Genomic DNA, 16,087 nt, shown 5'->3' with positions numbered 1-16,087 from the left:
ACCGGTGGTGGGCCGGTGGTGGTGGGTGCGGAGTGCTGGTCAGGTCCCGGCGACCGGGCCCGGCGCCCTGCGGCGTGGGCCCAGCAGCTTGCGGACCACGCCGCGCAGGATGCGCGCGAGTTCGTCGTCGGGCAGTTCCGGGAACGCGGCGACGGCGGAGTAGATGCCGCCCATTGCCACGGCCGTGGACACGCGGTACTCGATCGAGTCGTCGACGTCGTCGAGGACTTCGCGCACCCGTGCGGTGATCGAGGCGAGTCGGGGCTGGATGGCGGGGTGGCGTCCGATCGCGACGTCCCGGTCGAGGATGACGGCGAGGGTGCGATACCGGATGAGGAAGTCGACGTAGCCCTCGAACAACAGGCGTTGGCGGGCGGTGCTGCCGCGCCTGCTCTCGGCGACCTCCAACACCCGGTCCAGGTCGTTCAGGGCCGGGCGCAGGAGCGCGTCGAGCAGTTCGTCCTTGGTGCGGAAGTGGTAGTAGAGGGCGGCCTTGGTCACCCCGACCCGGTCGGCGATGGCCTGCAGCGAGGTGCCGGCGAAGCCCTGTTCGCCGAACAGTTCCTCTGCCGCCTGGAGCACCTTGTCATAGGTGTCCTCGGGTGCCGGGATCGCCACGGGTCCCCCTTCCTGTTGGGCATGAACATACGTCGACCTCTGCCAATCGACAAGGCTGATGGGGCGTCAATTTTCATCTCGGCACCGTTGTTCGCAAGGAAAGTGGCTTGCCGTTCGGCCAGGGCCGGGGGTGGTCGGACTGACGGTCGAGCAGGCCGGTGAAGCCCCTGCGGGGCGAGCGGGTCGGAGCGCCGCACCGGGGCGGGCCGAACCATCGACCCGTCGGCGTCGATCGCCGCCGCCCGCCGCCGGGTTCGCGCCGGTAGGTTGCCGCCATGAGCGACTTCGACGCCCGCATCGACGCGGAGCGGCGGCGGCCGGCGGACCCGGCGGCCGGAGCCGGCACGGGACCGCCCGCGAGTCGACCCGCGGACTGGGCCCGGATCATCGAACGCATCGAGATCCTCCTGGCCGCGACGGCGGCGGAGCTCGACAGCCGAGGCGTCCCGGGGCTGCCGGTCTTCGGCTACCCGCCCGCGCGAGGGCCGGCCCGGCTCCTCCGCCGACGGCCGACCGTCGTCGATCGGCGTCGACCGGTCCTGGACCTGTTCTCGCTCGACCCCGCGGGCCGGCCGTTCCTGGAGCGCGGCGCCGTACCGGCCCGGGAGGTGTGGCTGCGCAATTCGCACCCCGGTCGGGCCCACGCGTTGCGCGCGGCCGTGCTCCGGGCCGGCCTGACCCCGGACAGCCCGACCCTGGTCGCGGGGCCGCCGATCGTGCTCGACCCGGACGAGGCCGCGCGCACCGGCCGCGCCGGCGGCTGCTTCGGCGTCGCGGCCGACGGCACGCTGCTGGTGTTTCCGCCGCCGGCCGATGCCGCGCCGATCCCGCTCGTCGAGGTACTCACGACGGCCGTGACGAACGACGCGCCGCAGGGCTGACCGGCGCGACCGGCGGCTTGTCCGGGGCCGGTTGCCCCATGGGTCTACCGCCATCGACGCACGAACAGCGGGCGACGGGCGACGGGCGACGGGCGGGGAGCGGCGGACGACGGACGACAAGCGGGGAGCGGCGGGCGTTCGATCGCCCGGTCGCCCGGTCGCCGCGCGGATCAGGTCGCGGCCTCCACATACATCGGCCGACCGCTGTCACGCGCCCGCAGCGCGGCCCACAACCGCTGGGCCCGCTCCGCCGGCATCGCCGCCGCACCCTGATCCGGGGTCAGCAGATGCCAGGCCCGCAACTCGTCGGCCTGGAGCCGGATTCCGCCGAGTCGACGCGGGGTCAACACGCCACCGTCGAACAACCAGCGCATCCCACCCCGGTGGCCGTCCACCGGCGCCACCCACTGCGCGACGAGCAGGTTCGGCGGCCCGTCCAGGACGATCCCCAACTCCTCCCGAACCTCCCGCACACAGCCCGCCCACGGCGACTCCCCCGGCTCGACGATCCCGCCGGGAAACTCCAACCCCGGCTTGTAGTCGGGCTCGACGAGCAGCACACGTCCCTCGCCATCGAAGAACAACGCCCCGGCAGCGGTGGTCAACCGGCCTACCACTTCCCGATCCGTTCCCCCGTCCGCGCCGCCGTCGGTCCGGCGATCCGCAGCAGTCTCCGCGAGGCGGTCCGGGGGGCCGCCCGTATGGGTACCTCCACGACCGTCCGCTCGGGTGCCTCCGTGACTGTCCGCAAAGCCGTCCCGGTGACCGTCCGCATGGGTGCCTGCGTGGCCGTCCGCTTGGGTGTCCATGACCACGCAGTCTGACCCAGCCCCCACGCCACCGACCGAAGGGGTCCCGGCCCGGCGGGCGAGGTCCGCACGACTCGGCCCGTGGGCCGTCGCAGTCGAACCCGTGGACCGTCGTGGTCGACGGGCAAGCGGCCGGCACGGTACACGAGGCGGCAGCCGTCATCGACGGACTCGCTACGGCGGCCTCCGCGTGCCGACCCCCGTCAGGGCCGCACTCCACCCGCGCGGTGGCGCGAACTCGCCGCGCCGGCCACCGGATGCAATCAACCCGCGGTCGCCCGGCCCCATCGCCCCGCGTAGGCTCCCCGCATGGCTGAACCCACCTTCGTCCCGACGGATTTCGTCGTGCCCGCGCCGCCGAGCACCCCGTCCTTTCGACTGGAGCCACTGGCCGCCCGGCACAACCGGGCCGATCTGGCCGCGTGGTCGTCGAGCATCGAGCACATCCGGGCCACCCCCGGCTTCGCCGGTCGCCACTGGCCACCACTCGACGGGCTGTCCGCGGACGACAATCTGCGTGATCTGGTCCGGCACGCCGACGACTTCACCAAGCGCACCGGCTTCACCTACACCGTGCTCGACAACGCCGGCGACTACGACGTGATCGGCTGCGTCTACATCTACCCGGATCGGGACGACCCCGCCGTCACCTCGGTGCGCTCCTGGGTTCGGGCCGATCGGGCCGAACTCGATGAGCCGGTCTACCGCGAGGTCTCCGCGTGGCTGGCCGAGCACTGGCCGTTCGAGCGGATCCGGTACGCGAAACGGTAGTCGGCATCGATCCCGCCACCGCCCGCCCCGGCCACCTCGACCCGGCCGCCCTCAACCCGGCCGGGCCGCCGCCCACCAAGGCCCGGCGTCCCGATCGGGATCGGTGATCGCGTCCGCCAACGAGGCGAAGGCGTACGTGCGTTGCGGATCCCAGTCGGTACTGCGCAGCAGCCGGTCCCGCATGCCCGCCCAGCCCGGTGCCGCACCCGCCACCACCCACGCGTCCGGAGCCTGGGCGGTCAGCCGCAACGCCGGGCGCAGCCACGACGCGGCCTGCTCCGGCCACGAGACGAGGGCCACCACCTCGCCCGGCCAGGCCGCCGCGAGCGCATGCGCCGCCGCCGTCGAGGCACGGTCTCGCCCGTGGCCGATCGCCAACGTCCGGCAGCCGGTCAACCGGCCCAACAGCGCGGCCAGTTCGGCGTCGGTGTGCGGCGCCGGCGGGCGGCCCTTCCAACGGGCGTAGGCCGCCGGCAGACACACCGCGCACGGCCGGAACCCGGCGGCGACCGCGACGGCCTCGTCCGCGAAGAACACCCGACTCGCGACATAGCCGCCGCGCGCGATCGCCCGCAGCGCACTGCGGCAGTCCAACCGCCCGTACAGCCGACCGTTCGTGGTGCCGCCCAGCGTGCCGGGGGTCGTGCTGCGGTAGGGCCGCCCGTCCGATCCGATCAGCGTGTACATCACCTCACGCCGCATCGTGGAAGACCAGGCCGAGCGTGCGGCGCAGCCCGGTGTGCACGGTACTGACGCCGTGCCGCATCGGCGCCGCCGACCAGCCGCGGGCCGAACGGATCGGGCGGTCCCGGGTGGTGAAGATCAGCCCGTGCCCCTGCGGCAGGCTGATCGCGGTGCCCCGCGACTGGGCCCGGAATCGCTGCTCGGCCATCAGGAACTCGCCGCCGGTGTAGTCGACTCCGGGCTCGTCCAGGCCGATCACCACCTGGAGCGGGAAGACCAGGTCGCCGTACAGGTCCCGGTGCAGCGCGTTCCAGTCTCCCGGTCCGTAGCGCAGCAGGATCGGCGTCGGCCGGGTCTGGCCCGCCGCGTGACACATCGTCAGCCACTCGTCCAGGGTGTCCGGCCAGGGCGCGGGCCGACCCAGGCGGGCGGCCCACGCGCGGGCGATCGGCAGCAGGTGCGGGTAGCAGGACGCGCGCAGCGTCGCGATCGGCTCCGGCACGGGCGCGGCGAAATAGCGGTACCGGCCGGAGCCGAAACGATGCCGGGCCATGTCGATGGTGGCCCGGAAGAGTTCCGGGCGGTCGTACAGCTCGGCGATCTCGCGGCAGGTGTCCGGGTCCAGGATCCGGTGGGTCAGTGCGTGGCCGTGCTCGTCCACGTGCGCGGCGAGTTCCGTGGTGGTCGCCGGCTCGGCGGCGAACAGTGTGTCCACGGCGCTCACCGCACCTGCGCCGGGAGGGCGCCTTCGTGGCCGAGCAGGTACTCCTTGCGGTCCAGGCCGCCGGCGTACCCGCGCAGCGCGCCGTCCGCGCCGATCACCCGGTGACACGGCCGGATCAGGAGCAGCGGATTGGCGCCGATCGCGGTACCGACCGCGCGCACCCCCGCCCGCGAGGTGCCCACCCGTTCGGCGATGGCACCGTACGTGGTGGTGGTGCCGTACGGGATCTCGTCGACCGCGGCCCAGACGCGTTCCTGGAACGCCGAGCCACGCGGCGCCGTCGGCAGGTCGAAGACCCGCAGGCCGCCCGCGAAGTACGCGGTGAGTTGGCGGACCACTTCGGCGAACGCGGCCGGGTCCGGGTGCGAATCGGCGGGCACGGCGGCGCCGCCCTTCTGGCCCGGCACGGACAGCGAGGCCAGCGCGAGCGTGCCGTCGGGGTGTTCGTCGCCGATCAGCAGCAGCTCGCCGAGGGGGCTGTCGAGGGTGGTGTGGACGGTCATGAGCGCTTCCTTCGTCGAGGCCGCGGCGGTCGCCGCGGGCACCGGCCGGTTGCCGTGTGCACTGGTCACAGGTGCTTCCGGGTTCCACTGTGCGCGATGACGAGCCCGTCGTCCGGCGGGAATCGGACATGGCGTTGAACCCTGATTCGAGCGCCGATCCGGAAGCGGAGCGGGTGCCGAATCGCATGCCGAGCGGGTGCCCGGCGGAGCGCCGAATCGAATGCCGGCCCGGGCCCCGGGTCAAACCGCGCGGGCGCGGCGAGGGGCGCGGCGGGGCCGGGGTCACGGCGGGTCGATCCGAACGGGCCGTGCGCGGCGCGTCGGGCAGGATGGTCCGATGATCGAAACGGACCGTCTCCTGCTCCGCCGCTGGCGTGACGACGACCTGCCCGCGCTCACCGCGATGAACGCCGACCCCGAGGTGATGCGCTACGTGGGCGACGGCCTGCCGCGCACTCCCGAGCAGAGCGCCGCCGCCCTGGCCGAATACGAACTCGCCTGGGAGACACGTGGGTTCGGCCTCTTCGCGGTCGAACTGCGCACCCCCGACCCGGGCCCGGTCGGTGCGCTCGCGGGCTGGGTGGGCCTGGCCGTACCGGAGTTCCTGCCCGAGGTGATGCCCGCCGTGGAGATCGGCTGGCGACTGGCCCGCCCGTACTGGGGACACGGCATCGCCACCGAGGCCGCCTTCGAGGTACTGCGCTTCGCATTCGAGTACGCCCGCGTACCGCGCCTGATCTCCATCTGCCACGTGGACAACACCGCTTCCCTCGCGGTGATGGGCAAGCTGGGCATGACCGAGGAACGCCGCACCACCGTCCCCGCCCACGGCAAACCGGTCCTGGTCACCGAACTCCCCCGCGGCCGCTACCTACGCACCCACCCCTGACCCGAAGGTGAGCGGCACCGCGGGTCCCGCCTCGGATGGGCCGCGGCGGGAACGGACCGTGCCGCGACGGGCGCCAGGGGCCTCGGCGCAATCAGGGCGACCCGAGATGCGGCGCCTGGGGCAAGGGGCAGCCATTCACGCGGCGGACGTCCACGCGGCAGACGTACACACCCAGGAACGAACACGGCCGCCGACATCGACCGGGACCGGTCACGGTCCCCATCGATGTCGGCGGCCGGTCGTCGGTCAGCCCGAGACGCAGAATTCGTTGCCCGCCGGGTCCTGCATCGTGGTCCAGTTCAGACCGGGTGCACTGCGCTCGGCCACCACCGTCGCGCCCAGGGCCACCAGGCGCTCGACCGCGGCCGGGCGGTCCGGTGTGGAGAAGTCCACGTGCAGCCGGTTCTTGCCGGCCCGGTCCTCCGGGACCCGCTGGAAACCGAGGACCAGGGGCTGGGCCGCGACCATCACGAACTCGCCGAAGTCCTGGGCGATCTCCACGCCCAGTGCGTTCGCCCACCACGCGGCCAGCGTGCCCGGGTCGGCGCAGTCGATCGTGATCATCTCTTGTTTCAATTCCATACGCGCACGATAGGAGCCGGGTCCGACATCGCGGCCCACCCTCCTCCTCGGAGTGTCGCATGGCGCACCGACACCGACACCGACGCGGCGCGCCCCGCGACACGCACCGGCCCGGCCTCGGCCGCGCTCAGGAACGGGCGGCGATGCCTCGGATCAGCGTCCGGGCCGTGCTCGCGGCGAACTCGGCCACCGTGGGGCCGTCCTCGATGCCCATGAAGTGCCGCAGGAACGCCCGCTGGTAGCACGCACCGAGCAACATCGCGGCGGCTGCCTCGGGGTCGGCGTCCGGGTCGATCCGGCCCCGGTCGCGTTCGACCGTGAGGTAGGCGGCGAGCAATCGCAGCGGGACGTGCGGGCCGGCGCCGATGCCGCGCAGCGCCTCGCGGTGGCGGTGCAGCAGCGCGGGTTCGGCGAACAGCGACGAGGCGATCGGCATGCTCTGCTCGTAGAACTCGGCCGCGCGGCTCGCGATCGCGGCCAGCCGCCGCTCGACCGGGTCGGCGCCGGACTCCACGGACCCACCGGCTCCGCTGGAACCGCCGGAGCCATCGGACCCACCGGAGCCGCCGGCCTCCGCGAAGCCCACCGAGCCGCCCGAGCCGCCGAACCCATCGGATTCGTCCGGCTCTTCGGCCAGTTGGGCGAGCAGCGGGCCCAGGGGCGGCAGCCGCTCCTGGAGGACCGCGACGAACAGTTCCTCCTTGCCGGTGAAGTGTTTGTACAGCGCGGCCTCCGAGCAACCGGCGGCCCGGGCGATCTCCTTGGTCGTGGTCCGCGCGAGGCCGAGCGTGCGCATCAGGTGCTCGGCGGCGTCCAGGATCCGCTGCCGGGTGGGCACGGCCGGGCGCCGTCCGGGGGTCGGCGCCGACTGCGGCTCCCGCCGCTGGGGTTCCGGGCGGGGCGAGTGCGGCATCGAGGCGGTCGTCCGTTCGTCGTGGGCGGTGCGATCCGGGGGTTTCGGGTGGCTCCGAGGGGATTCGGGGCGGTCCGTCTCCCGGACTTGACGTAGTGGTGAGCAAGTATTCACCATGGACAGGTGAGTGAACACTCACCAACCTCGGGAGGCAGATATGAGGCTCACCGTCCTCGGCGCGACCGGTGCCACCGGTGAACACGTCCTGCGCCACGCCGCAGCCGCCGGACACAAGATCACCGCCGTGGTCCGGGCCCCGTCCCGACCGGCCTTCGAACACCCGAACATCGAGGTCGTGCGGGCGGACGTGACGAACCCGGCCGAGTTGCACGAGGCGATCGAGGGCCGCGACGCGGTGTTGTCCGGGATCGGACCACGCAATCGCAAGAGCCCCGGCATCGCGGCGGCGGCGACCGCCGCGATCCTGACCGCGATGGCCGACACCGGCGTGCGACGCGTGGTGACGATCAGCGCGGCGCCGGTGGGCCCGACGCCGCGCGAGGACTCGGTGTTCGTACGCGGCGCGCTGATCCCGATGTTGCGCGCGGCGCTCAAGGCGGTGTACGCGGACCTGGCGGCGATGGAGGCCGAGTTGGCCCGCAGCGACGCGGACTGGACCACGATGCGGCCACCGAAGCTCACCGACGGCGCCGGCCGCGGCACCTACCGCACCCACATCGGCGGCAGTGTCCCGCGCGGCAGCACCATCGCCCGGGCCGACCTCGCGCACGCCATGCTCGCGGTCCTGGGCGACCCGGCGACCTACCGCCGACCGGTGGGCATCGCGTACTGAACCCGCGCCGGGATCGGGTGCCGCGCCGGCCCCGCGGTGAGATCGCCCCGAGCCGGGTACAGGCCGGCGATCACCACACGAGCGGGAGGCACGATGGCTCGGCGCGGCACCACCGGCGGACCCACCATCACCGTGCGCCGGGTGTACGAGCCGGTCGATCCGGACGACGGCCTGCGCGTCCTGATCGACCGGTTGTGGCCGCGGGGCATCGCCAAGGCGGATGCGCATCTCGACGCGTGGCCCAAGGAGTTGACCCCCTCCAGCGAGCTGCGCCGGGCCTGGCACGCCGGCGGCCTGGCCGAGGAGGTGTTCCGCGCCCGCTACCGCGACGAACTCGACACCGCACCCGCGCACGCGGCCCGCGCCGCGCTGCTCGCCCGGGCGGGCGACGGCCGCCTCACCCTGCTCACCGCCGTCCGCGATCCGGACCACAGCCACGTACCGGTCCTGATCGAGTACCTGGGCGAGGGCCCGTAGGGACGACGTCGCGGCCCTACCCGTGCGCGTGTTCCGCCGCCGGCAACATCGTCCGCGGGTCCTGGTCGGCGAACCACATCCCGATCACGATCGCCGCGGTCGCCTCCAGATAGCCCGCCCGATCCAACCCGCCGACCGGCAGCGGCACCGCGCCCAGCGCCGCGACCAACGTGTGCGCCACGGCGAGCGCGTTCGGGTCGTCCCCGCACAGCGGCACGGCGAGTCCCGCCGCGTGCGGACCCGCCCACAGCTCGGCCGCGCCCAGATGGAAGGCCTTGACCACGTGCGCCCCCGGCGCCGCGTTCGCGAGCGTGCGCGCCGCCGACGGCCCGCCGTCGGTGGTCAACATCAGGCCGCCCGGCCCCGGCACGATCGGGTTCGCGCAATCCAGCACCGCCTTCCCCACCAACAGGCCCGCCACCGGCGGAATCACCTCGGCGGTCGCGGCGTGCCCGACCGAGGCCAACACCGCGTCACCGTGCTCGGCCGCCTCGGCGAAACCGCCCGCCCGGGCCCCGATCCGCTTCGCCAACGCCTGCGCCCGCTCCGCCGATCGTGCCCCGATCAGCACATCGTGCCCGGCCTCGACCCACTTGGCGCCCAACGCGCCCGCCATGTTGCCCGCACCCAGAATTCCGATTCGCACCGCAACCACCCCGCTCGCTTCGAGAGGTCGTCCCCGACCCTCGCCGTCTCCGACTCCTCGAAGCTAGGCGGGCCGATCCACACCATTCGGTAACCATCGACCGGGCCACAATGGACCCATGACCGAGCCCGGGGACAAGTACGACGCGACTCCACGCGAAGGCGAGCACGAGGTGACCCGACGCGAAGGCGCGCACGACGTGACCGAGCACGAAGGCGAGTTCGTCGCCGACTGCCGCGCCCGGATCGGCTTCGACCTGCTCACCAACCGCTGGAACAGCGTGGTCGTCTACGCCCTGGCCCACGGCCCGATGCGGCCGGGCGCGCTGGCCGCGCAGATCGGCGGGATCAGCGCCAAGGTGCTCAACGAGACGCTGCGCCGACTCGAATACCACGGCCTGGTGATCCGCCGGGCCTACGCCGAGGCCCCGCCGCGCGTCGAGTACGCGCTGACCGACCTCGGCGAGACCCTCCTGGTCCCGTTCCGCGCTCTCGGCGCCTGGTCGGTCGAACACGGCCACCGCGTCCTGGCCGCCCAGGACGCCGCGGACGCGGCGGCGAACACCGGCTGAGGAACCGGGCCCCGACCACCGACCGAAATGAACGAGCCGGCTCCCGGCGCCGGCTTCCTGCTCCCGAGCATCGACCCGACCGCCCCGGCTCGCATTCACCGACCCGCCGGCCCCGGCTCCCGATCACCGGGCCAACCGGGCCGCCGGCACCGTGGTGGCCAGCGCCGTCGCCGCGATCGCCCACGCCGTCACTTCGCCCGCGTGGTGGAAGTCGGCACCCACCGACAGGTAGAGCGTGCCGAAGGCGGCCACCCCGAGCACCTGCCCGAGCTGGATCATCGTCACCATCAGCCCGGACGCGTCCGATGCCCGCGGCAGCGGAACCCGGCGCAGTGCGAGCATCATCACCGGGCTGTACGCGACGCCCAGTCCGCAGCTGCTCAGGATCATCGTGGCGAGCAGCACCGCCAGCGGCTGCCCGCTGCCGAACCCCCACGCGGTGGCCGCGAACCCGAGCGCACCGATCGGCATCCCGATCATCGGCAACCGCCGATGCCAGGCCGCGGGCAACCGCTGCCACCGCAGCGACACCGTCGCGAACACGACCGAGGACGGGATGAAGGTCAGCCCCGCCTCCAGCGCGCTGTAGCCCAGCCCGCTCTGCACGTACAACGCGGTGGCGAACATCAGCCCGCCGAACGCCGTCATCGCCAACAGCAGCGTGGCCGCCCCCGCCACCACACCCGGCACCCGCAGCAGCTCAACCGGAATCAGCGGCGCCGCCGCGCGTCGTTCGACGATCGCGAACAGCCCGAACAGCACGGCGCACGCGCCCAGGCTGAACCAGCCCCAGGTCGGCCAGTCCAACTCGTGCCCCATCACCAGCGGGACGACCAGCGCGAGCAGCGCGGGAGCCAGCAGCGCCAGGCCCGGGACGTCCAGGCCGCGTGCCGCGGGGGTGCCACCGGCCGGCAACACCCGCCGGGCGAGCACGTACAGCGCGATCCCGACCGGGATGTTGATCAGGAACACCGGCCGCCAGGACAGCCCGAACAGGTCGGCGCTGACCAGGAGTCCGCCCAGCACCTGGCCGGCGACCATGCCGCCCGCGATGGTCGCCGCGTACCGCCCCATCGCCCGGGCCCGGTCGGCGCCCGCGTAGGTGGCCTGGATCAGGTTGAGCACCTGCGGCACCATCAGCGCGGCGCCGCCGCCCTGGATCGCGCGGGCCGCGATCAGGGAGGTGTCGTCCCAGGCCAGGCCGCACAGCAGCGACGCTGCGGTGAAGACGACCAGGCCGATGCCGAACACCCGGCGGAAGCCGTGCCGACCGCCCAGCCGCGAGCCGGTGACGATCAGCATCGCGTAGACGATGGTGTAGCCGGAGATGACCAGTTGCAGTCCCGCGCCGCTGGTGTCCAGGTCGGTACGGATCGTGGGGCCGGCGACGTTGACGACGGAGGTGTCCAGCAACGCCATGAACTGGGCGGTGAGCAGTGCGGTCAGCAGGAGCGGATGGGCGCGTCGCGCCGTGTCCGGCGCCGCGGTCGTGGTGGTCATGCCAGGAGCGTGCGGGCAGTGTGGTCCTGTTGCCGAGAGCCTGTCGATCCTGGTACCGAGAGCACCTGGCAGCGAACCACGGCAGGCACGAGGATGGCCGGATGAGCACCCACACCGCCAGCCGACGCACCGAACTGGGCGCATTCCTGCGCAGCCGGCGCGAGCGCCGGACCCCGGAGGACGTCGGCCTGCCGCCGGGCCTGCGCCGGCGCACCCCCGGGTTGCGCCGCGAGGAGGTCGCGATGCTCGCCGGCGTGGGGGTGACCTGGTACACGTGGCTGGAGCAGGGCCGTCCGATCAACGCGAGCGTGCAGGTGCTGGACGCGGTGGCCCGCACACTGGGGCTCGACGCGGCCGAGCGCACCCACCTGTACCGACTCGCCCAGGTGCCGTGGGAGATCGAGGCGCCGTCGGGGACGACGTTGCCGGTGGAGATCCAGGAGATCCTGGACAACCTGGTCCCGAATCCGGCCGCCGTGTACAACGCCCGGTACGACGTACTGGCCTGGAACGAGGCGTACCACAAGTTGTTTCCCGGCCTGGTCGAGCAGGCGGCCGACGAACGCAACGTGATCTGGGCCACGTTCATGTCGCCCGACCCGTGCAATCCGTTCCTCGACCGGGATTTCGAGGAACCGCGGATGGTCGCCGAGTTGCAGGCCTCGTTCGCCCGGCACGTGGGCGAACCGGAGTGGGAGTCGTTCGTGCGACGCCTGGCGAGCAGCAGTCCGAAGTTCGCCCGGCTGTGGGCGCGCCGCGAGGTCGGCTCGGGCAATCGGCACGTCAAGCGGATCATGCACAAGCAGCTGGGCCGGATGGAGTTCGCGGGCACCAAGCTGCTGCCGAGCGTGCCGGAGACCCGGATGATGGTGTATACCCCGGCCGACGACGTCACGCGCGAGCGCATGGCCGAGCTGATGGCGATGACGACCACACACTGGTGCTGCGCGCGCTGCCGGAAGAAGTCCAGCTGGAGCCACCCCACTTCGGCACTCGCCATGACGACGGACCGAACCGACGACCCGGCGACCGCAGGCCCCACCGCCCGGCTGAGCGGGTGAGCCGGGCAACGGGTGAGCGGGTGAGCGGGTGAGCAGGTGACCGCGAGCACACCGAACGGCCCGGCCTCCGATCGCGGGCGCGGGATCGACGTGCCGACGTTCGCCGACCCGACGCAGCATCGGCGCTGGTGGGCCGCTCGGCGGCGGGCGCTGGAGCACGCACTGCGGCTGTGCACCGAGGGCCCCTCGGCCGGCGCGCTGGTGCTGCGCGGAAGCATGCCGTTGATCGCGTGGTTGGGCGCGGCGGCGCGCGAGCCGGGTGATCTGGACTGGGTCGTGTCGCCCTCGCCGATCCGGCCGGTCCGACCGGATCGCCCACACCCGCACGTCCCGGAGCGTGCCGCGGTCCAACAGTGGCCCGAGGTGTTCGCGGGCGCGGGCGCGGGTGACCTGTGGTGCGACGAGGAGTTCGACACGCGGGGCATCCGGGCCTGCCCACCGCCCGAGGGCACCGCGTGGGTACAGGTCGACGCCCTTTGCGACGACCCGTACGACGACGAGTACCAGGACCAGTGGGACGCCGAGTGGGACGACGAGTGGGCCGACGTGGGCGAGTCACCGCACCACGAACTCTTCGAGGCCCTGGCGAGGTGCCCCGATGCGGGCGCCGGGGTGGTCCTGGACGCCGGTCGCGCGCACTCCGAGGGTGGAGGTTCGTACGGCGACGGCGACGGCGACGGCGACGGCGCGCGCGGCGTGCGGTTGATCGTCCCCTGGCGTGCGGACGGGCTGCCGGAAGGCACGATCCGGGTCGACTACGCCTTCGACGAGTGGGTGCCGGAGCCGGCGCGCTGGACGGCGATCCCGCGCGCGGGCGGCGGCCCGCCGGTGGTGGCGCCGGCGGCGAGCCGGGCGCTGTCCCTGGCCTGGAAGCTGCGCTGGTTGCGCAGGGACGCGGCCGAGGCCGGCATCTTCGCCAAGGACCTGTACGACGCGGTTTTGCTCGCCGAATCGCCGCACACCCGGCTGCGCCCGGAGCTGCTGGGTCGGGTCGTGGGCGGGGTGCCGATCGCCCCGGGCGAGGTCGCGTCCTGGTCGGTGCCGGACTGGGACAGGTTCCGCGCGGCGCATCCGTCGGCGCTGGGGCCGGAGGCGGCCTGGTTGGCCCGGCTCGGGCACGCGCTGGGCACGATTTCGGGCCGACCCGGCCCGGGTCGCTGACCGGGTCCGGTGCGTCCGGTTCGCCGATCGGGCCCGGCGCGCCCGGTTTCCTGATCGGGGCGGGGCGACCGGATCCCCGACCGGGCGCCGAGCGGGCGGATCCCTGACCGGGCCCCGCGAATGGGCCCGGCTCGGCCGGCGGGCGGTCCGGGCCGGGATCGCTGCGGGCTCGGCTGCCTCGGGCGGTTCAGATGTCGTAGGCCACGGTCACCGGCGCGTGGTCGGACCAGCGCTCCGCGTAGGTGTCGGCGCGTTCGACCACGGCGGTGACCGCCGCGTTCGCCAGGGCCGGGGTCGCCACGTGGTAGTCGATCCGCCAGCCCGCGTCGGTGTCGAACGCCTTCCCCCGGTAGGACCACCACGAGTAGGGCCCGGGGCCGTCGGGGTGGATCCGGCGGACCACGTCGTGCCAGTCGGCCGCGCCGAACAACGCGTCGAGCCAGGCCCGCTCCTCCGGCAGGAAGCCGGACTTCTTGACGTTGCCCTTCCAGTTCTTGATGTCGTGCTCGGTGTGCGCGATGTTCCAGTCCCCGCACACCAACGACTCGCGCCCGCCGATCGCCGCCGTCGCCCGCATCACCTTCAGGTGCGCGACCAGGTCGGCCATGAACCGGGTCTTCTCCTCCTGCTTGGGCGTCTCCGCCTCGCCCGTGGGCAGGTACAGGCTGGCCACGGTCACCTTGGGCAGGTCCACCTCGATCCACCGCCCGGCCGCGTCGAACTCGGCCGACCCGAACCCGATCCGCACCGCGGTCGGCTCGACCCGGCTGTACACGGCCACGCCGGCCCGGCCCTTGGCCGTCGCCGGGGCGTAGTAGGCGTGCCAACCCTTGGGGTCGCGCACCTCGTCGGCGAGCTGGTCGGGGGTGGCCCGCACCTCTTGGAGGCACACCACGTCGGCCTCGGTCGTGTTCAGCCATTCGGTGAAGCCCTTGCCGGCGGCGGCACGCAGGCCGTTCACGTTGGCGGTGGAGACGGTGATCATCGGTGCAGATTAGCCCGTTTCGGGTCGGTGCGAAGTCGGGGGGTGCGGCGGCCCGGGATCGGCGGGCGGGGCGGGCCGTCGACGTCGGGCGACCCCGGATCGGCGGGCGGGACCGTACGACCGCCCGGCCGTACGACGGCGCCGGGCCGCGGCGGCTGTCTCAGCCGAGCAGCGCGGCGTGCAGCGCCTGCCAGGCCGCGCCAGGGCAACGCGCGGCCACCTCGGCCGGCTCGACCCACTCCGCCGCGTCGCACTCGGACCCGGGGTCGGGCCGGGTCGGCGCGCCCGGATCCGGCAGCCGCACCGTGAAGAACGCCTGGAACGTCCGGCGCGGATAGCGGTAGTCGGCCGGCGGCATGTCCAGGAGGGTGATCCGCTGGCCACCGAACAGGGTGAGGCGCTCGGCGGCCACCCGCAGCCCGGCCTCCTCGGCGAGCTCGCGCGCCGCCGCCCCGACCGGGGTCTCCCCCGGGTCCAGGTGCCCGCCCGGCACCTCCCAGCCGCGTCCCGGTCGGTCCACCCGGGTCAGCAGCGTGCGCCCGAGGCCGTCCAACGCGAGGACGAAGGCGGTGGTGACGGTGTAGCCCTCGGGCGGGTCGGTACAGCGCAGTACGTCCATCCGGTGCGCGGTGGAGATCCAGGGCACGGTCAGCGATGCGAGCACGGTTGACGCCATGACCGCCATCCTCGCGGGCCGGGCGACGGCAGCCGGCCCGGGGTCGAGCCCGCGTGCCGCCCCGGAAGGCACGGCGGAGCCGATCTCGGCCGCGTCGTGCCCCGCCCGACGGGCGTCGGTACCGCCATCGCCGCTCCTCGACCCGTCGCCCCGCCCGACGCGTGCTCCCGGCCGCGTCCGCGCGCGTGCCCGCCTCGGTCGGCCGGGACCCCGCACACGGCGGTTGTCCGCCGCGCCGATCGGCGGTATATCTCCGCATACGATCGATCGATCGGCCTGCCGCCCACCGTCGCAACTAGCCGCGCCCGCACCGCCGCTCGGCCCTGCGGACCGGGCCGGCTCAGGGGCCTCAGAGGGTGCCTTAGGCCGCCTTACTCCGCCTTACTCCGCCTTAGGGCTCCTCGGCGCTGCTTAGGTATCGGGCCGGGTTCGGGGTGCGGGATAGATGCGGCATCCGCCTCATGTCCGGACCCCCACTGGGACGAGAAGCTGTTACCACGAGCCGGGGAGACCGGGTCGAAGTAACAGAAGGTGGACACAGTGATCGAGTACGAGCTTTACAAGACCCGTCAGCAGGAGCTTCTCGCCGGTGCCGAACAGGACCGCCTGGTCATGAAGGCCCTGCGCACCCGGCGCGCCGCCGCCAAGGCCCGGCGTGCCGAGCGGGTGGCCCACGAGGTGGTGCAGAGCGCCGCCGCGGTCGAATCGGTACGCATGCGTCGGAACCTGCAGCTGCTCACCCGGTGACGGCGACGGTGACCCCCGACGCACGATCCGGACCGACCGGACGATGTCACCACCGGCCGAACGGCACGCGGCACCGCCGGACAGTGGACGGCGGCA

General features: G+C 73.5%; 20 protein-coding genes. 9 read left to right on the top strand and 11 right to left on the bottom strand.

Annotated features, from left to right (window positions below; translation table 11 throughout):
- Positions 1–39 precede the first annotated feature (39 nt).
- Positions 40–618, bottom strand: a complete 579-nt coding sequence (locus ACIBM5_RS32620; protein ID WP_391585944.1) for a TetR/AcrR family transcriptional regulator — start codon at positions 616–618, stop codon at positions 40–42.
- Positions 619–893: 275 nt separating this feature from the next.
- Here ACIBM5_RS32620 and ACIBM5_RS32615 point away from each other — a divergent pair, with 275 nt between their 5' ends.
- A complete protein-coding gene (locus ACIBM5_RS32615; RefSeq protein WP_396010212.1) occupies positions 894–1,499 on the top strand; it encodes a hypothetical protein in 606 nt (201 codons plus the stop codon).
- Positions 1,500–1,669: 170 nt separating this feature from the next.
- On the opposite strand, the gene ACIBM5_RS32610 is transcribed toward ACIBM5_RS32615, so the two are convergent.
- On the bottom strand, positions 1,670–2,104 hold the full coding sequence (locus tag ACIBM5_RS32610; RefSeq protein ID WP_396010211.1) for an NUDIX domain-containing protein: 435 nt from the start codon (positions 2,102–2,104) through the stop codon (positions 1,670–1,672).
- Between the two features lie 513 nt (positions 2,105–2,617).
- Here ACIBM5_RS32610 and ACIBM5_RS32605 point away from each other — a divergent pair.
- Positions 2,618–3,079: an N-acetyltransferase gene (locus ACIBM5_RS32605; RefSeq protein ID WP_396010208.1), complete on the top strand. Its 462-nt coding sequence runs from the start codon at positions 2,618–2,620 to the stop codon at positions 3,077–3,079.
- A gap of 51 nt (positions 3,080–3,130) precedes the next feature.
- Here the strand turns inward: ACIBM5_RS32605 and ACIBM5_RS32600 are convergent, their stop codons facing one another.
- Genes ACIBM5_RS32600 through ACIBM5_RS32590 form a run of 3 tightly spaced genes read right to left on the bottom strand, consistent with a single transcriptional unit; the run spans position 3,131 to position 4,990 of the window.
- Entirely contained in the window at positions 3,131–3,781 is a 651-nt protein-coding gene (locus ACIBM5_RS32600; RefSeq protein ID WP_396010206.1) for a hypothetical protein, read from the bottom strand.
- The gene (locus tag ACIBM5_RS32595; RefSeq protein WP_396010204.1) at positions 3,771–4,487 is read right to left on the bottom strand and encodes a 2OG-Fe(II) oxygenase; all 717 of its coding nucleotides are present in this window, start codon (positions 4,485–4,487) and stop codon (positions 3,771–3,773) included. The genes ACIBM5_RS32600 and ACIBM5_RS32595 overlap by 11 nt, the downstream gene beginning before the upstream one ends.
- Complete coding sequence (locus tag ACIBM5_RS32590; protein WP_396010203.1) at positions 4,484–4,990, bottom strand: methylated-DNA--[protein]-cysteine S-methyltransferase; 507 nt, start codon at positions 4,988–4,990, stop codon at positions 4,484–4,486. Before ACIBM5_RS32590 ends, ACIBM5_RS32595 begins: the two co-directional genes overlap by 4 nt.
- Before the next feature lie 337 nt (positions 4,991–5,327).
- Between ACIBM5_RS32590 and ACIBM5_RS32585 the strand changes: the two genes are divergently transcribed.
- A complete protein-coding gene (locus ACIBM5_RS32585) occupies positions 5,328–5,879 on the top strand; it encodes a GNAT family N-acetyltransferase (RefSeq protein WP_396010202.1) in 552 nt (183 codons plus the stop codon).
- 246 nt (positions 5,880–6,125) lie between these two features.
- Here ACIBM5_RS32585 and ACIBM5_RS32580 read toward each other — a convergent pair whose 3' ends face one another.
- Together ACIBM5_RS32580 and ACIBM5_RS32575 are read right to left on the bottom strand one after the other, a co-directional pair.
- Positions 6,126–6,461, bottom strand: a complete 336-nt coding sequence (locus ACIBM5_RS32580; protein WP_396010201.1) for a VOC family protein — start codon at positions 6,459–6,461, stop codon at positions 6,126–6,128.
- Positions 6,462–6,588: 127 nt separating this feature from the next.
- The gene (locus tag ACIBM5_RS32575; RefSeq protein ID WP_396010276.1) at positions 6,589–7,257 is read right to left on the bottom strand and encodes a helix-turn-helix domain-containing protein; all 669 of its coding nucleotides are present in this window, start codon (positions 7,255–7,257) and stop codon (positions 6,589–6,591) included.
- Between the two features lie 274 nt (positions 7,258–7,531).
- On the opposite strand from ACIBM5_RS32575, the gene ACIBM5_RS32570 reads away from it, so the two are divergent.
- Both ACIBM5_RS32570 and ACIBM5_RS32565 read left to right on the top strand, forming a co-directional pair.
- Complete coding sequence (locus tag ACIBM5_RS32570) at positions 7,532–8,167, top strand: NAD(P)-dependent oxidoreductase (RefSeq protein ID WP_396010200.1); 636 nt, start codon at positions 7,532–7,534, stop codon at positions 8,165–8,167.
- 93 nt (positions 8,168–8,260) lie between these two features.
- On the top strand, positions 8,261–8,644 hold the full coding sequence (locus ACIBM5_RS32565) for a DUF488 domain-containing protein (protein WP_396010199.1): 384 nt from the start codon (positions 8,261–8,263) through the stop codon (positions 8,642–8,644).
- Between the two features lie 16 nt (positions 8,645–8,660).
- On the opposite strand, the gene ACIBM5_RS32560 is transcribed toward ACIBM5_RS32565, so the two are convergent.
- Positions 8,661–9,290, bottom strand: coding sequence for an NADPH-dependent F420 reductase (locus ACIBM5_RS32560; protein WP_391585955.1), 630 nt, complete (start codon positions 9,288–9,290; stop codon positions 8,661–8,663).
- Between the two features lie 199 nt (positions 9,291–9,489).
- On the opposite strand from ACIBM5_RS32560, the gene ACIBM5_RS32555 reads away from it, so the two are divergent.
- Positions 9,490–9,861, top strand: a complete 372-nt coding sequence (locus tag ACIBM5_RS32555) for a winged helix-turn-helix transcriptional regulator (RefSeq protein ID WP_396010274.1) — start codon at positions 9,490–9,492, stop codon at positions 9,859–9,861.
- 123 nt (positions 9,862–9,984) lie between these two features.
- Here ACIBM5_RS32555 and ACIBM5_RS32550 read toward each other — a convergent pair whose 3' ends face one another.
- Positions 9,985–11,361, bottom strand: coding sequence for an MFS transporter (locus ACIBM5_RS32550; protein ID WP_396010197.1), 1,377 nt, complete (start codon positions 11,359–11,361; stop codon positions 9,985–9,987).
- Between the two features lie 101 nt (positions 11,362–11,462).
- Here ACIBM5_RS32550 and ACIBM5_RS32545 point away from each other — a divergent pair, with 101 nt between their 5' ends.
- Both ACIBM5_RS32545 and ACIBM5_RS32540 read left to right on the top strand, forming a co-directional pair.
- Positions 11,463–12,422, top strand: a complete 960-nt coding sequence (locus tag ACIBM5_RS32545; RefSeq protein ID WP_396010195.1) for a helix-turn-helix transcriptional regulator — start codon at positions 11,463–11,465, stop codon at positions 12,420–12,422.
- Positions 12,423–12,458: 36 nt separating this feature from the next.
- On the top strand, positions 12,459–13,583 hold the full coding sequence (locus ACIBM5_RS32540) for a nucleotidyl transferase AbiEii/AbiGii toxin family protein (RefSeq protein WP_396010194.1): 1,125 nt from the start codon (positions 12,459–12,461) through the stop codon (positions 13,581–13,583).
- A 187-nt stretch (positions 13,584–13,770) separates the two neighbouring features.
- Here the strand turns inward: ACIBM5_RS32540 and ACIBM5_RS32535 are convergent, their stop codons facing one another.
- On the bottom strand, positions 13,771–14,568 hold the full coding sequence (locus ACIBM5_RS32535; protein WP_396010193.1) for an exodeoxyribonuclease III: 798 nt from the start codon (positions 14,566–14,568) through the stop codon (positions 13,771–13,773).
- Between the two features lie 160 nt (positions 14,569–14,728).
- Positions 14,729–15,244, bottom strand: a complete 516-nt coding sequence (locus ACIBM5_RS32530; protein WP_396010192.1) for an NUDIX hydrolase — start codon at positions 15,242–15,244, stop codon at positions 14,729–14,731.
- 540 nt (positions 15,245–15,784) lie between these two features.
- On the opposite strand from ACIBM5_RS32530, the gene ACIBM5_RS32525 reads away from it, so the two are divergent.
- A complete protein-coding gene (locus ACIBM5_RS32525) occupies positions 15,785–15,991 on the top strand; it encodes a hypothetical protein (protein ID WP_396010191.1) in 207 nt (68 codons plus the stop codon).
- The last annotated feature ends 96 nt before the right edge of the window (positions 15,992–16,087 follow it).

Source organism: Embleya sp. NPDC050493 (assembly GCF_044458105.1).
Classification (GTDB): domain Bacteria; phylum Actinomycetota; class Actinomycetes; order Streptomycetales; family Streptomycetaceae; genus Embleya.
Note: the sequence above shows the minus strand (reverse complement) of the source record. Positions and strands in the feature narration are given on the sequence as shown.

Excerpts from the sequence above, each read along its gene's own strand:
- ACIBM5_RS32615 (WP_396010212.1), top strand. The coding sequence starts at position 894 with ATGAGCGACTTCGACGCCCGCATCGACGCGGAGCGGCGGCGGCCGGCG.
- ACIBM5_RS32605 (WP_396010208.1), top strand. The coding sequence starts at position 2,618 with ATGGCTGAACCCACCTTCGTCCCGACGGATTTCGTCGTGCCCGCGCCG.
- ACIBM5_RS32600 (WP_396010206.1), bottom strand. The coding sequence starts at position 3,781 with ATGCGGCGTGAGGTGATGTACACGCTGATCGGATCGGACGGGCGGCCC.
- ACIBM5_RS32590 (WP_396010203.1), bottom strand. The coding sequence starts at position 4,990 with ATGACCGTCCACACCACCCTCGACAGCCCCCTCGGCGAGCTGCTGCTG.
- ACIBM5_RS32585 (WP_396010202.1), top strand. The coding sequence starts at position 5,328 with ATGATCGAAACGGACCGTCTCCTGCTCCGCCGCTGGCGTGACGACGAC.
- ACIBM5_RS32580 (WP_396010201.1), bottom strand. The coding sequence starts at position 6,461 with ATGGAATTGAAACAAGAGATGATCACGATCGACTGCGCCGACCCGGGC.
- ACIBM5_RS32575 (WP_396010276.1), bottom strand. The coding sequence starts at position 7,257 with ATGCGCACGCTCGGCCTCGCGCGGACCACGACCAAGGAGATCGCCCGG.
- ACIBM5_RS32570 (WP_396010200.1), top strand. The coding sequence starts at position 7,532 with ATGAGGCTCACCGTCCTCGGCGCGACCGGTGCCACCGGTGAACACGTC.
- ACIBM5_RS32565 (WP_396010199.1), top strand. The coding sequence starts at position 8,261 with ATGGCTCGGCGCGGCACCACCGGCGGACCCACCATCACCGTGCGCCGG.
- ACIBM5_RS32550 (WP_396010197.1), bottom strand. The coding sequence starts at position 11,361 with ATGACCACCACGACCGCGGCGCCGGACACGGCGCGACGCGCCCATCCG.
- ACIBM5_RS32545 (WP_396010195.1), top strand. The coding sequence starts at position 11,463 with ATGAGCACCCACACCGCCAGCCGACGCACCGAACTGGGCGCATTCCTG.
- ACIBM5_RS32535 (WP_396010193.1), bottom strand. The coding sequence starts at position 14,568 with ATGATCACCGTCTCCACCGCCAACGTGAACGGCCTGCGTGCCGCCGCC.
- ACIBM5_RS32530 (WP_396010192.1), bottom strand. The coding sequence starts at position 15,244 with ATGGCGTCAACCGTGCTCGCATCGCTGACCGTGCCCTGGATCTCCACC.